The following is a 13,439-nucleotide window of genomic DNA, read 5'->3' as shown; positions in this document are numbered from 1 at the left end:
ATAATACTATAATGTCTCTATGACAAAAACAGTTGTTTTTTCACAGTGTACACACCATGGGAGGAATCGTCAATGAAAAATGAAATTTCTATCGGATTATTAGGCCTTGGAACGGTGGGCAGCGGAGTTGCTACAATCATTCAGCAGCATCAGCAAGATTTGCATCATAAATTAGGTGCCCAAGTTTCTATCAAGAAAGTACTGGTCAGAGATACAAAAAAAGATCGGCTTTCTAGCTTAGATCCAAGTGTATTTACAACGGATATAGATGAAATCTTAAATGATTCTTCTCTCGATATTATTGTCGAAGTGATGGGTGGCGTAGACGGCGCTAAAACAGCTATTGAAAAAGCACTCAAAGCAGGCAAGCAAGTGGTTACAGCCAATAAAGACATTATGGCAGAATTTGGCCACGAACTTCTAAAACTAGCAGATGCTGAAAAATGCGATCTTTTTTATGAGGCAAGTGTGGCAGGTGGCGTACCCATTATCCGTACATTAGAAGATGGTTTAGCTTCAGACCGTATTTCTAGTTTAATGGGAATCGTTAACGGCACAACAAACTTCATTATGACAAAGATGAAAAACGAAAACATGACATATGAAGATGCATTAGCAGAAGCTACTGCATTAGGTTATGCAGAAGCAGATCCTTCGGCGGACGTAGACGGTCTTGATGCTGCTCGCAAAATGGTTATTTTATCATCCCTCGCATTTTCGACAGAAGTTCATTTAGATGATGTTCTTGTAAGAGGAATGAAAGAAATTCGTGATGGCGATTTAGAGTTAGCCAATAAATTTGGATATACGATGAAGATGGTTGGATCTTCAACAAAAGATGAAGACGGCATCGAAGTTTCTGTAGAACCCATTTTTCTTGCGAATTCCCATCCGCTTGCTTCAGTGAATAACGAATTCAATGCAGTATACATATACGGAGATGCTGTAGGTGAAACAATGTTATATGGACCAGGAGCGGGATCGTTACCAACCGCAACGTCTGTAGTGTCTGACATTATTGCAGCTTGTCGTAACTTGCAACTTGGCGTTAATGGTAAACGGGCTCATGCAGCACAGCACGAACGTGTCATCAAACCAGAAGCAAAACGCTTTGCAAAATATTGTCACCGATTGCTCGTAAACGACGAAGTTGGCGTGTTATCAAAAATGACGTCAATTTACAGCAAACATGGAGCGAGCATTCAATCAGTGATTCAATCACCAGCGGTTGAGCAAGGAAAAGCAGAGTTGGTCTTGTTGACGCATCAAATTTCTAGACAGCAACATTTAGATGTTTTAAAAGAAGTAGAAGGAACGGCGAGCGTTATTAGCCATTACCGCATAGAAGGGGAGGAAACAGCATGAGATGGCAAGGACTAATCGAAGAACATAAAGAGTGGCTACCTGTTACAGAAAATACCCCTTCACTAACTTTACAAGAAGGCAATACACCGCTCGTTCATTTAGAGAAACTTTCAAAAGAATGGGGCATTGAACTTTACGTGAAATTAGAAGGTGCCAATCCAACCGGTTCATTTAAAGACCGTGGGATGGTAATGGCAGTTGCCAAAGCAAAAGAAGAAGGAAAAACGGTATTGATTTGTGCATCAACAGGAAATACTTCTGCTTCCGCTGCAGCTTATGGTGCTCGAGCAGGGATGCGCACAATTGTTGTTATTCCAGAAGGACGTATTGCACTTGGAAAATTAGCCCAAGCTAAAATGTACGGAGCAGAAATTCTTGAAATTAAAGGGAATTTTGATGAAGCTCTTCAAATGGTAAGAGAAGTCGGTCAAGAAGCGGGTATCGCATTAGTCAATTCCGTTAACCCTTACCGATTAGAAGGCCAAAAAACAATTGCCTTTGAAGTCATTAATCAATTAGGGCAAGTGCCAGACGTTTTTGCGTTACCAGTTGGCAATGCAGGTAACATTTCAGCATCTTGGAAAGGTTTCACGGAATACGCAGAGCGCACTGGCAAACAACGTCCAATACTTTTAGGTGTGCAAGCAGCTGGAGCGGCTCCAATCGTTCACAATAAAGTAGTAGAAAACCCTGAAACTGTTGCTACAGCTATCCGTATTGGGAATCCGGCAAGCTGGCAGTTAGCACTTAATGCTTTAGATGAATCAAATGGCACGATTTTAGCGGCTACTGATGAAGAAATTTTAGAAGCTTACCAAATGCTGGCTTCTACTGAAGGAGTTTTCGCAGAGCCAGCATCATGTGCATCGATTGCCGGTATCAAAAAACAAGTTGAAAGTGGTCTTTTAGAAAAAGGCTCTAAAGTAGTAGCAGTGTTAACAGGAAATGGTTTGAAAGATCCTGAAACTGCTATCTCAGTTAACCAGCATAAAGCGCTACTCGTTCCAGAAGATATGGAACAATTTTGGGAGGATTTAAAAAAAGGAGTGAAAGTATGAGTTGGAAAGAATTTTCGGTAACCGTTCCAGCTTCTACTGCCAATCTTGGCCCTGGATTTGATTCGATTGGTCTGGCATTAGATCTTCATATGTTTGTTCATGTTTCACCATCTGCTACGTGGCAAGTTGAATACAAAGACCAAGGATACAAGCAGCTTGCAACGGGAACTGATAATTTAATTGTGGCAACTGCCCAAGCGGTTGCTGATCAATACAACCGGTCTTTGCCGACTGCAAAATTGGTCATCGATACAGAAATTCCGTTAAGTAGAGGACTTGGCAGCAGTGCTTCAGCTATTGCTGCAGGAATTGAAATTGCCGATCGTTTAATCGGTTTGCAACTTTCGATGAAAGAGAAATTGAAAATTGGTACGGAAATGGAAGGGCATCCCGATAACATTTCAGCATCGCTTCTTGGTGGGTTAACCATTTCTTATTTTGACGAGGACGAGCTAGAAATTATTCATGTTCCAGAAGTTGAGATTGGTGTAGTTATTTTAGTGCCACCGACTGAATTTTTAACGTCAGAATCACGTGATCTATTACCTGGAAATTTACCTTATAAAACGGCGATACGAGGTGGTGCTTCTGGAAATGTATTAGCTGCGGCTTTAGTAAGAGGTGATTGGGAAACTGCAGGGCGAATGATGCAAAAAGATGTTTTTCATGAACCTTATCGCAAAAGCAGATTTCAAGACTTTGAACAAATTCAAGAAAGCTGCTTAAAGCTCGGAGTATATGGCATGGCAATAAGTGGAGCAGGACCATCGTTATTTATCGCAGTCGAAAAAGGACAAGAAGAAATGGTAGCAACTCAATTAGCAGAGAAATTCCCGCTTTATGAAAGTTTAGTAACAAAACCATCTTCTAAAGGGATTAAAATATGTGAAACAGTTTTATAAAAAGCTGCTCCGAATTTCGGAGCAGCTTTTTATTTACTTTAAACTTTAATCGAAATGTATTTGGTTTCAAGGAAGGCTTCTAGACCTTCTTTACCACCTTCACGTCCTACGCCACTTTCTTTCATGCCACCAAATGGTGCTTGTGCTGTAGATGGAGCACCGTCGTTCCATCCGACAATGCCGTAGTCAAGGTTTTCAGCGATATATGTGCCACGCGACATGCTTTCAGTGAAAAAGTAAGCAGCTAAGCCAAAGCGTGTATCATTAGCAAGTTGAACAGCTTCTTCATCTGTTTCGAACGTCATAATCGGTGCCACCGGACCAAACGTTTCTTCGTTCATAACTAACATATCAGATGAGGCATTAGTTAATACCGTTGGGTTATAAAAATAAGCATTGTTTTCCGTACGTCCTTCTCCGCCAATGACCACTTTAGCCCCTTTTTCAACAGCATCTTGAACATGTTTTTCTACTTTTTCATAGCCATCTTTATCTACTAAAGGACCAATCTTTACACCTTCGTCCAACCCATTACCAACTTTCAATTGGCTAGCAGCTTCACCAAGTTTTTTAGAAAACTCTTCTGCAATGCTTTGTTGAACATAAATGCGGTTACCACATACACATGTTTGTCCAGCATTGCGGAATTTCGAAGCGATAACGCCTTCAATGGCCAACTCCATATCTGCATCTTCTAAGACGATGATTGGTGCGTGTCCACCTAGTTCAAGAGACAAGTTGAGCATTGTTTCTGAAGCTTGTTTCATCAATTCTTTCCCGATTTCAGTTGATCCAGTAAAGGTAAGTTTGCGAACATCGGGGTGACTAGTGAATACTTTACCAATTTTACTAGCACTTCCTGTCACTAAGTTGATAACGCCTTTAGGGAAGCCAGCTTCAATCGCCAATTCATACATTTTAACCGCTGTTAATGGCGTCATTTTAGCCGGTTTCGCTACAAACGTACATCCAGCTGCAAGAGCAGGGGCCATTTTTCGAGCCATCATGGCAGCTGGGAAATTCCACGGTGTAATAGAGACAACTACACCAACGGGTTGCTTATTGATTTGAATACGTTTACCTTCTTTACTAGCTGGAATTGTTCGCCCGTACATGCGCTTTCCTTCTTCTGCAAACCAAGAAACAAAAGAAGCGGAGTATTCAATTTCGCCAATCGCTTCTGCAAGAGGTTTCCCCATTTCTTTTGTTAAAACTTCACCAATTTCTTCTTTATGTTCAAGTAATAGATCATGCCATTTCATGAGAAGGTCTGCACGGTGGTAAGCAGTTGTTTTTGACCATTCTGGAAAAGCTGCAGATGCTGCATCGATTGCATCTGTTGCTTCTTGCTCGCCGCCGTTAGGGACTGAACCTATGACTTCACCTGTTGCAGGATTCATAACGTCAATTTTGCCATCACCTGTATTTGACCATTCTCCATTAATATAATGTCTACCATCCATGCTTCGACATCCTCCTTTTGATTTTTGCGTATCCTAATAAATACCTCTAAATCATCCTGAATAAACGCTTATAGAAAAGATGGGGTTTCTATGTTCACAATTCTGTCACAAAAGAACGAGATTATAATTACCTCAAAATATGCAATATATAGGTAATGGTAGCGATTTCTATCTTACGAAATTCTAAACAAAGTTAATATTATTTCAAAATAGTTTTAAAATTCGATATATAAAGCTTGTTTAGTGTGCTACTATTGCAATAGTGAAAATATTCAGCTTAAAACTAAAACAATCGTTTTAAGCTAACAAAAGAAAAGAGGAGGAAATAAAATGGCTCAAATGCTCGCATTATCAATTATAGTTTTAGTCTTATTTATCGGTGAAGCAGTATCAATTCGCACAAAAGCTTGGATACCTTCAATATTTGTGAGTGGAGTCTTGTTCTTACTTGGGTATTGGACATTCTTTCCTGCTGATATTGTTACGCTTTCAGGTGTTCCACCAGCTGTAGCTGTAATGCTTATCTATTTATTGATTACAAATATGGGAACTTTATTGTCTTTGCAAGAATTGAAAGATCAATGGAGAACTATTTTAATCGCATTATCTGGTATTGCAGGAATTATTGCTGCTTTATTCAGTATCGGAACTTTGTTATTTGACTATCAAACAGTGGTAGTTGCCATTCCTCCTTTGGTTGGTGGGTTAGTATCTGCTTTAATCATGTCTGAAGGCGCAGCAGCCGCCGGGTTACCAGCATTAGCTGTTTTTGCAATTGTAATATATGTTGTTCAAGGCTTTGCAGGTTACCCACTCACTTCAGTTATGCTGAAAAAAGAAGGAAAAAATCTTTTAACCAAATATAGAAATAACGAGCTGACATTAAAAGAAATGCCTGCTAATCAACCGGGCACTGTTGATAAACCCGTTAAAGAACCGCGTATGTTTGCGAAGATGCCGGATAAATACAATACCGACTTCTTTAAATTTTTCCGTTTAGCTTTAGTTGGTTACTTAGCTTATTTAACCGCAACACTTTTAACGCCAGTAGTTGAAATCAGTCCGTTTGTATTGTGTTTGTTGTTCGGCGTAATTGCTCGTAGCATTGGCTTTCTTGAGCGTCACCCGCTACAAAAAGCAAATGGTTTTGGATTTGCGATCATGGCACTCCTGCTATTCATTTTCGATGGGTTAAAAAATGCCACACCGAGTATGATGCTTGAAATTCTTTATCCGCTTATTGGCTGTATCGTGATTGGTGTCGTTGGTATGTATATCTTTTCATTTATCGTCGGGAAACTTCTTAAAGTCAGCAAAGAAATGGCTTTTGCAGTTTCATTGACCGCTCTGTACGGATTCCCAGCAGATTATATTATTACAGTAGAAGTAATCAATTCCTTAACAAAAGATGAAAAAGAACGCGAAGTATTAACAAGTCATATGTTACCACCAATGTTAGTGGCCGGTTTTATCACAGTTACCATTGTATCGGTCATTTTAGCAGGTATCTTTGTCGGCTTCCTATAAGAGAAACGAATGAAAATTGAACAACTGTTTATCGAGATAATCGGAGGGGATTTATAATGATTAACCAAACGATAAAAAAAGCGATAAAAGAGAATAGCGATGAAATGATTAGTATTCGTCGCAAGCTTCATAGTGAGCCGGAACTATCATGGGAAGAGTTTCAAACTTCTCAATTTGTTTATGATTATTTAACAGAACTTGGTATCGAAGCGCGTAAAATGGAACCAACAGGTGTAGTTGCGGAGCTTAAAGGCGATAAAGTTGGTAAAACTGTGGCGCTTAGAGCGGATATGGATGCTTTGTCTGTGGAAGAACTAAATACAGACTTGGCATACAAGTCGAAAGAACTTGGCAAAATGCATGCATGCGGGCACGATGTCCATACAGCGATGCTGTTAACAGCAGCTAAAGCGCTAGTCAGTGTAAAAGAAGAGATTCCCGGAAATGTACGATTTATTTTTCAGCCTGCTGAAGAAGTAGCGACTGGGGCAAAAGCGATGGTTGACCAAGGTGCGGTCAAAGGTGTGGATAATGCGTTTGGTATACATATTTGGTCTCAAAGTGAAACCGGAAAAATAGCTTGCAGTCCAGGTCCTGCCTTTGCTTCTGCCGATATTTTCAAAGTCCATTTTAAAGGTCAAGGAGGACACGGTGCAATGCCTCAAGATTGTATTGATGCAGCGATTATTGCATCTTCCTTCGTAATGAATGTACAATCTGTTGTTTCACGTACTGTTGATCCTCAACAGTCGGCCGTTGTAACAATCGGTAAAATGGTTGTAGGAACTCGCTTTAACATTATCGCTGAAAATGCCGATATCGAGGGAACGGTGCGATGCTTTGACCCTACAACACGAGATCATATTGAAAAACAACTTAAGATTTATGCAGATCATACAGCTGCGATATACGGGGGATCTGCAGAAGTTGAATATATTCGTGGGACACAAGCCGTTATTAATGGAGAAGAAAGTGCGCAATTAGTTCAAGAAGTGGCAATGGAAGCATTTGGTGAAGATTCTCTTTATGTAGAAACACCGACAATGGGTGGAGAAGATTTTTCATTTTATTTAGACGAAGTTCCAGGAAGTTTTGCATTAGTAGGAAGTGGTAATCCACAAAAAGATACGCAGTGGGCACATCATCACGGAAAATTTAATGTGGATGAAGATTCAATGGCTACTGGAGCAGAGCTTTACGCACAGTATGCTTGGGCTTTTTTAACTAAATAAAAAGAACTTAGGAGGGTATTATGCAAAAAACAACTAACAATCCTTTGTATGATGACTTACTTAAAGAATATGATCATAAACTTAGTCATTCAGGCATTAGCGGAGAACGTATTGCAAAACGATTATTCGAATTGTCACAAATCGGTTTTTCTCAAGTGGGGGGCATAAAAAGACCTGGCTTTTCCGATGAAGAAAAAGCTGCAAAAACACTGGTGAAAGAATGGATGGTAGAAGCGGGCTTACAAGTATCAGAAGACGGAGCAGGGAACGTTACAGCTCGCTTGGAAGGTTTGCAAAAAGCTCCAGCTATAGCTTCTGGATCTCATGTAGACAGTGTTCCAAATGGCGGTAACTTTGATGGTCCTCTTGGTGTCTTATCCGCGCTTGAAGTTGTGGAATCGTGGAAAGAAACAGGCTATACTCCTAATAAACCTTACGAAGTAATTATTTTTTCAGATGAAGAGGGATCGCGTTTTAATAGTGGATTAACAGGGAGTCAAGCAATGATTGGCGCTATTTCAGAAGAAGAAATCGCGCAGCTCCGTGACTATAATGGAGATACATTAAAAGAAGTATTAACTCACTATGGGAGCACGCTTGAAGCTTTTAAAACAGCTAAAAGAGATTTAACAGAATTAGAACTATTTGTAGAAGTGCACATTGAACAAGGGAAAAAGTTGGAACAAGCCAATCAACCGGTTGGAATCGTAAACGGTATTGCTGGTCCCGCTTGGCTTAAAGTCGTGTTTGTAGGTGAAGCTGGACATGCAGGGAATACACCTATGATTGGAAGAAAAGACTGTTTAGTAGCAGCAGCAGAATTTCTTCAATCGATTCCTGAATTTCCAAAAACAATGAATAATACAGCAGTAGCTACAGTCGGAAAATTAGAGGTTTTCCCAAATGGAGCAAATGTTATACCAGAGAAAGTCGAAATGCTGGTTGATATTCGTGACATTAATGAAAAACCAAGAGATCTTTTAATTGATCAATTAATCGAACAAGCAGAAAAAGTCGCAATAAAACATGAGGTTCATGCTATGACTAAGTTGAATACACGGATCAAGCCCGTTCCTATTACTAACGAGTTGCAAACTCGTCTTGCGGCTTCATTAAACAAATTTGATATTGTTCCTACGTACATTCCAAGTGGGGCAGGTCACGATGCGATGAATCTTGGTCGAACAATTCCTGTCGCCATGCTTTTTGTTAGAAGTAAAGATGGAATTAGTCACAATCCAAAAGAATGGTCTAGTTTAAGTGATTGCGTAATGGGGATTCACGTTTTGAAAGACTTTATTGAAAATGCAATGAAGCAATAAAGTAATGATCTTTAATATTTCCCTATGAAAACAGGAAGAGGATTCTCTTTTCCTGTTTTTTTTGCTGTTGAGAAAATACTCAATAAGGACATTCTCTTCATTTATATAGTTAGAGTGAAAAATCTGTGTGTTATTGAGTTTTTGTAGAGATGCTAAAGTGAATTTGATTGTGTATATCCTTAAAATGGAATTTTAATATGTAACTTTGGAATTATCAGTACAAAATGAAATTGTATGTATATTTTAAAAAAGAAAGGGTATAGGTAAAATAAGTGTATGCCCCTGCGTTTTAATTTGGGAGGTGGTTAGGTGAAAGTGGTGGAGAATCAGGTGTATATCACAACAAATGTATTTTCAGAAGAGAAAATATTAAATGATTGCCGCGAGTGCTTTTCATCAGAAACTGAAAAAATAACAGAAGTTGGAGAAAGATTCATCCAGTATTTTTTAGTAAATGCTTCAAAAGAAGGCGTGCTTTTTAAAACGATCAAAGAAATCACAACGGATATTAATATTTCGCATCAAACACTAACCAAAGTATTAAAATTACTAGAGTCAAAAGAAATTATCTACCGCAGAAACGGGATTATCGGATTATGGAAAGGATAATAAAAAAGCATCTCTCAGTTATCTGAGGGATGCTTTTTTGGTTTCTGTTTGTAATAAAGGAAAAATTTTAAAAGAGAAAAATATCTTAATTATGACTTAATGCCTAATTTTAATAAGAATTTAATGATTTTAATTAAGTCTTTAGCCTAATTACTTATATTAAAATCTAAATATTTAAAAAATATATGAAAAAGAGTAGATAGAACCACTCAAGTATGATATAAATGAACTATAATAATCTGAATTTTTAGAAATAAGAGGAAAATTAACGCTTTTGAACAAGGGGGAACGATCATGAATGATTTGAAAGTCATAAAACATTCGTTAGCAGGTTATAAAAAACAAACTTATTTTGTAATCAGCTTTACTTTTTGTCTAATGCTTACAACATTGTTCATTTTTATTTTTTTCGTAAAACCCGAGTATCAATCTACTAGTCAGTTATTAATCGGAGATACATCTTCGTTCTCGCACGTTGAAAAAGAAAAAGGTCAGGTAGACCCTCTGATGACAGAAGCATATGCTACTTTTCTTAAAAGCCCGGAAGTATTAGAGAAAGTAAATGAAGAACTAAAAATTGCTGATTCGCCCACAGATCTTCGTAAACAAGTGCATGTTAGCTATACCGATTACTCTCCAGTATTAACAATTACCATTTTTTCACATAATAAAAATGAGGCCAGTAAAATCGCCAATACGCTGGCAGTAGTTTTTCAGGAAAAAGTAAATACGTCACCGCTAGTCGATCATGTCAACGTTATTTCTTTTGCTCCTATGGAAGGAGAAAATAGAAAGCCTAGTCAAAGCGCAATCATACTATATACAGGCATCGTGACTGTTATCGGACTCGTATTCAGTATTCTTTTAATTTTTGGCGTGCATATGATAAAAAATGCAGCAAGTAGAGATAGAGAAACAGAAAATAGAGAGCAACAATTACAAACAGTTTTCAAATGATTTTTAAGGTGAAGTAGGGGTGGAATGAATGTATGAGCTAATATCGATACAAGAGCGTAGTCGCTGGAAAAAAATTCTTGATACTTTACACATCACAGACATTTATTATACAAATCAGTATTTTTTAGGAGCACTGAAATTAGATCCAGGCGAAGCATTACTTTTTCATTATAAAGATGGCGATGGTGAGGTAGTTTATCCTTTTATTAAAAGACAAGTGAGTGAGCAAGGGGCTTCTTTTTATGATGTTACGACTCCCTTTGGATATGGCGGACCATTATTGAAAGTAGAGTGCAATCGCGCTAATTTGGCTGCTAATTTTAGAGAAGCCTTTCGAACATATTGTCAAAGCGAAAAAATTATAGCTGAGTATATACGCTTTCATCCTTTAAAAGAAAATGCTCATGACTTTCAAAGTTATTTGAAAGTTTCTCCATTATTTGAAACCTACACAATTAACTTAAAAGATATAGAGGCTTCTGTTAAAAAAAATTCAATTAAAAAATAATAAAAAAAATGAAAATAGTACGGATGTAGTTGTGAAAAAGCTAGGGACAGTAAGGCATATGTTTGAATTTCTAGTGCTGTACTATGCAGCCGCAAGAAGAAGAGAAGAAGCGGATAGCTACTACTTTTTCACAAACGATTATTTTGAAACATTAATTAGTTCGATGGGGTCAGATCTCCATTTATTTGGTGCATATCATGAAGACAAGCTAGTATCAGCTTGTTATGTACTTGCAATGGGAGATACCATTTTTTATCATCTTGAAGGCAGTGTATCTGATGAGTATAGCGAAGAAACAATGCAGATATTATTATTGAAAATTGCAGAATGGGGAGAAGAAAACTACTATTCATTCTTTCACCTAGGTGGAGACTTCCAAGACGATATGAACCATGAGAAACAAATGAAAAAAGAAATTGCTAACTGTGAATCTAGCATGTTTTATATCGGTCAACAAATACATGATCAACAAACCTATGATAGCTTAGTGTCGGTCGAAGATGAAGATATTATTCGTAGATATAGAAACATCTAATTATTCCAAGGAGGGTTAATCATGAAATATATGCAATATAAAGGTGTGGTAGAAAGAGAATATAAAAAATCATTAAGGAAAATTATGCACGAAATATGTGTAGTAGAAGGGTTGAATTCATCACTCGGAGCAAAAAAACTGGGGGTAGCAAAAGAAATTTTTGTTTATTGGAGAAGTTTTTATCGATTAGATCGAAACCAACAAGTATTTGATCAAACTGTTAGCAATCTAGATCAAATGAAGTTTTTATATTTAAACGAAGCAAAATCAATAGACTTAAAACGTCCATTAAAACATGAGGGTGAACAATCGCTTGAAGGTCTTGAGGAGTTAGTTGGAAGAATGGTAGAGTATTATAAGTGTGTGCACGCTGAAAGCGACGGACTTGCGAAAGAGACAGGAAACTTGCCATTATATGAATTTGTCCAAGAGCTTCTTGAGGAGTACAAAAGTGGGCGTCTCTTAATGGAAGTAGAGAGTCAAAAGAAAAAAGTGCAATAGAATGGATGAAGAAATGCAGACTTTTACTGAAAAAGCATTAAATATTATAAAGCAAATTCCAGCAGGTAAAATCATGACCTATGGCCAAGTCGCTGCAGCAGCTGGTAGTCCCCGAGCAGCTAGGCAAGTCACGAGAATCCTTCATAGTATGAGCAACAAACATCACTTACCGTGGCATCGAATCGTCAACAGACAAGGTGAGATTGCACTTAATGATGAAGAAGCACGATTTTTCCAAAGAAAATCGCTTCAAGAAGAAGGTGTTGAAGTGGATTTTAATGATCGGATTGATCTAGCACGATTTCGCTTTGACCCTCTGCAGAAGACAGTAGATGGAAGTCAGTGCGATCATTAAAAAGTAAATCATGAAATATTAATAATTTAAACGAGGGCCAATTCGCTTATGAATTAGCCTTTTTCTTTTGTTTACTATCTGAACGAGCAACTTGTTACGAACCCAATAAAAATTGATAAAAAATTTTGGACAATAACCATCAGACTCGTTACTTAGATCTCAAGATGCTTTTTATTGCCATAAATTTCAATTTTTAAAGTGAGAAATCAATCGAAATGTTTATATATTTTAAAAGAAAGGGTATAGAATATAATCATGATGTGATCAAATAGAGAAGAGGGAAAACATGGCGAAGAAAGACAAGCCGGTAATCGGCATAACTGCACGAGTAGAAGAAAACCAAACCTATTCGCTCGATCCTGTATATGGGCAAGCAATTTTACGCGCAGGAGGATTGCCGTTAATAGTCCCGATTGTGGATGAGGAAGATATTCCGCTGTTGTGTGAAAGGTTAGATGGTTTGATTGTTACCGGTGGCGGGGATATTAACCCAACATTATATGGAGAAGAACCGCATGTAAAGCTGGGAGCTGTTTATCCTGGAAGTGATAAGTACGAAAAAGAACTAATATTAAAGTTTCTAGAGTTCGACAAACCATTTATCGGCATGTGCCGAGGGTTACAGATGTTTAATGTTTCACTAGGGGGCACTAATTATCAAGATCTAGAATCTCAATTTGAAGGCGAACTACATCAACATAAACAAAAAGCGATGCGAACGCACCGAACGCACTCTGTAATTTTAGAAGATGACAGTTTACTATATGATATTATGAAAGAGAAAAAATTTAACGTCAATTCTTTCCATCATCAAGGAGTAAAAGATGTTTCGCCACAGCTGACTGTAGCTGCTCATGCTGCTGATGGATTAGTTGAAGCATTGGAAAGTAAACACCACCAGTTTGCTATGGGAATTCAATGGCATCCAGAAGAATTTGCTCTACAAGGTGATGAAGCTTCAATGAATATTTTTAACCGGTTTGTTGAAGAGTGTTTAGTAGATAAAAAACAAAACCAATAAAAAAGGAAGTTGCTTAAAATATAAGCAACTTCCTTTTTTTTATTATGAAATTATAATTTAGGAGATTCAACAGCCCAAGGCTCA

The 13,439-nt window shown here is 37.9% G+C and carries 14 protein-coding genes; 13 read left to right on the top strand and 1 reads right to left on the bottom strand.

Annotated elements, in window-relative coordinates; translation table 11 throughout:
• Nucleotides 1-72: 72 nt before the first annotated feature.
• Genes GPDM_RS15295 through thrB form a run of 3 tightly spaced genes read left to right on the top strand, consistent with a single transcriptional unit; the run spans nt 73 to nt 3,325 of the window.
• Nucleotides 73-1,365, top strand: coding sequence for a homoserine dehydrogenase (locus GPDM_RS15295; protein ID WP_008432797.1), 1,293 nt, complete (start codon nt 73-75; stop codon nt 1,363-1,365).
• Complete coding sequence (gene thrC / locus GPDM_RS15290) at nt 1,362-2,423, top strand: threonine synthase (RefSeq protein WP_008432796.1); 1,062 nt, start codon at nt 1,362-1,364, stop codon at nt 2,421-2,423. Before GPDM_RS15295 ends, thrC begins: the two co-directional genes overlap by 4 nt.
• Nucleotides 2,420-3,325, top strand: a complete 906-nt coding sequence (thrB, locus tag GPDM_RS15285; RefSeq protein ID WP_008432795.1) for a homoserine kinase — start codon at nt 2,420-2,422, stop codon at nt 3,323-3,325. Before thrC ends, thrB begins: the two co-directional genes overlap by 4 nt.
• Before the next feature lie 38 nt (nt 3,326-3,363).
• Here the strand turns inward: thrB and GPDM_RS15280 are convergent, their stop codons facing one another.
• Complete coding sequence (locus GPDM_RS15280) at nt 3,364-4,788, bottom strand: NAD-dependent succinate-semialdehyde dehydrogenase (protein ID WP_008432792.1); 1,425 nt, start codon at nt 4,786-4,788, stop codon at nt 3,364-3,366.
• A gap of 330 nt (nt 4,789-5,118) precedes the next feature.
• Between GPDM_RS15280 and GPDM_RS15275 the strand changes: the two genes are divergently transcribed.
• The 10 genes from GPDM_RS15275 to GPDM_RS15230 all read left to right on the top strand — a co-directional run bounded on the left by GPDM_RS15275 (nt 5,119) and on the right by GPDM_RS15230 (nt 13,355).
• On the top strand, nt 5,119-6,315 hold the full coding sequence (locus GPDM_RS15275) for a hypothetical protein (protein WP_008432788.1): 1,197 nt from the start codon (nt 5,119-5,121) through the stop codon (nt 6,313-6,315).
• 56 nt (nt 6,316-6,371) lie between these two features.
• Nucleotides 6,372-7,547, top strand: coding sequence for an amidohydrolase (locus GPDM_RS15270; protein WP_008432787.1), 1,176 nt, complete (start codon nt 6,372-6,374; stop codon nt 7,545-7,547).
• 20 nt (nt 7,548-7,567) lie between these two features.
• Entirely contained in the window at nt 7,568-8,869 is a 1,302-nt protein-coding gene (locus tag GPDM_RS15265) for a Zn-dependent hydrolase (protein WP_008432786.1), read from the top strand.
• Nucleotides 8,870-9,178: 309 nt separating this feature from the next.
• Nucleotides 9,179-9,478, top strand: a complete 300-nt coding sequence (locus tag GPDM_RS15260) for a replication/maintenance protein RepL (RefSeq protein WP_008432785.1) — start codon at nt 9,179-9,181, stop codon at nt 9,476-9,478.
• A gap of 294 nt (nt 9,479-9,772) precedes the next feature.
• The gene (locus tag GPDM_RS15255) at nt 9,773-10,435 is read left to right on the top strand and encodes a YveK family protein (RefSeq protein ID WP_008432784.1); all 663 of its coding nucleotides are present in this window, start codon (nt 9,773-9,775) and stop codon (nt 10,433-10,435) included.
• 28 nt (nt 10,436-10,463) lie between these two features.
• Nucleotides 10,464-10,943 (top strand): hypothetical protein, encoded by a 480-nt coding sequence (locus tag GPDM_RS15250; RefSeq protein WP_008432783.1) that lies wholly within the window; start codon nt 10,464-10,466, stop codon nt 10,941-10,943.
• 58 nt (nt 10,944-11,001) lie between these two features.
• On the top strand, nt 11,002-11,478 hold the full coding sequence (locus GPDM_RS15245; RefSeq protein WP_008432782.1) for a GNAT family N-acetyltransferase: 477 nt from the start codon (nt 11,002-11,004) through the stop codon (nt 11,476-11,478).
• A 21-nt stretch (nt 11,479-11,499) separates the two neighbouring features.
• Entirely contained in the window at nt 11,500-11,979 is a 480-nt protein-coding gene (locus tag GPDM_RS15240; protein WP_008432781.1) for a hypothetical protein, read from the top strand.
• Nucleotides 11,980-11,992: 13 nt separating this feature from the next.
• On the top strand, nt 11,993-12,334 hold the full coding sequence (locus GPDM_RS15235; RefSeq protein WP_039863493.1) for an MGMT family protein: 342 nt from the start codon (nt 11,993-11,995) through the stop codon (nt 12,332-12,334).
• Nucleotides 12,335-12,620: 286 nt separating this feature from the next.
• Nucleotides 12,621-13,355 carry a gamma-glutamyl-gamma-aminobutyrate hydrolase family protein gene (locus tag GPDM_RS15230; RefSeq protein ID WP_008432777.1) on the top strand — a complete coding sequence of 245 codons (735 nt, stop codon included), beginning with the start codon at nt 12,621-12,623 and terminating at the stop codon, nt 13,353-13,355.
• Nucleotides 13,356-13,439 lie beyond the last annotated feature (84 nt).

The sequence above is a fragment of the Planococcus donghaensis MPA1U2 genome, assembly GCF_000189395.1.
GTDB lineage: Bacteria > Bacillota > Bacilli > Bacillales_A > Planococcaceae > Planococcus > Planococcus donghaensis_B.
The sequence above is the reverse complement of the archived record's forward strand: the minus strand, read 5'-3'. Positions and strand labels throughout refer to the sequence as shown.

What these genes read in the sequence shown, in the direction of transcription:
- GPDM_RS15255 (WP_008432784.1), top strand. Translation starts at nt 9,773, where the DNA reads ATGAATGATTTGAAAGTCATAAAACATTCGTTAGCAGGTTATAAAAAA.
- thrB (WP_008432795.1), top strand. Translation starts at nt 2,420, where the DNA reads ATGAGTTGGAAAGAATTTTCGGTAACCGTTCCAGCTTCTACTGCCAAT.
- GPDM_RS15235 (WP_039863493.1), top strand. Translation starts at nt 11,993, where the DNA reads ATGCAGACTTTTACTGAAAAAGCATTAAATATTATAAAGCAAATTCCA.
- GPDM_RS15280 (WP_008432792.1), bottom strand. Translation starts at nt 4,788, where the DNA reads ATGGATGGTAGACATTATATTAATGGAGAATGGTCAAATACAGGTGAT.
- GPDM_RS15295 (WP_008432797.1), top strand. Translation starts at nt 73, where the DNA reads ATGAAAAATGAAATTTCTATCGGATTATTAGGCCTTGGAACGGTGGGC.
- GPDM_RS15275 (WP_008432788.1), top strand. Translation starts at nt 5,119, where the DNA reads ATGGCTCAAATGCTCGCATTATCAATTATAGTTTTAGTCTTATTTATC.
- GPDM_RS15245 (WP_008432782.1), top strand. Translation starts at nt 11,002, where the DNA reads ATGTTTGAATTTCTAGTGCTGTACTATGCAGCCGCAAGAAGAAGAGAA.
- GPDM_RS15250 (WP_008432783.1), top strand. Translation starts at nt 10,464, where the DNA reads ATGTATGAGCTAATATCGATACAAGAGCGTAGTCGCTGGAAAAAAATT.
- thrC (WP_008432796.1), top strand. Translation starts at nt 1,362, where the DNA reads ATGAGATGGCAAGGACTAATCGAAGAACATAAAGAGTGGCTACCTGTT.
- GPDM_RS15270 (WP_008432787.1), top strand. Translation starts at nt 6,372, where the DNA reads ATGATTAACCAAACGATAAAAAAAGCGATAAAAGAGAATAGCGATGAA.
- GPDM_RS15230 (WP_008432777.1), top strand. Translation starts at nt 12,621, where the DNA reads ATGGCGAAGAAAGACAAGCCGGTAATCGGCATAACTGCACGAGTAGAA.
- GPDM_RS15265 (WP_008432786.1), top strand. Translation starts at nt 7,568, where the DNA reads ATGCAAAAAACAACTAACAATCCTTTGTATGATGACTTACTTAAAGAA.
- GPDM_RS15240 (WP_008432781.1), top strand. Translation starts at nt 11,500, where the DNA reads ATGAAATATATGCAATATAAAGGTGTGGTAGAAAGAGAATATAAAAAA.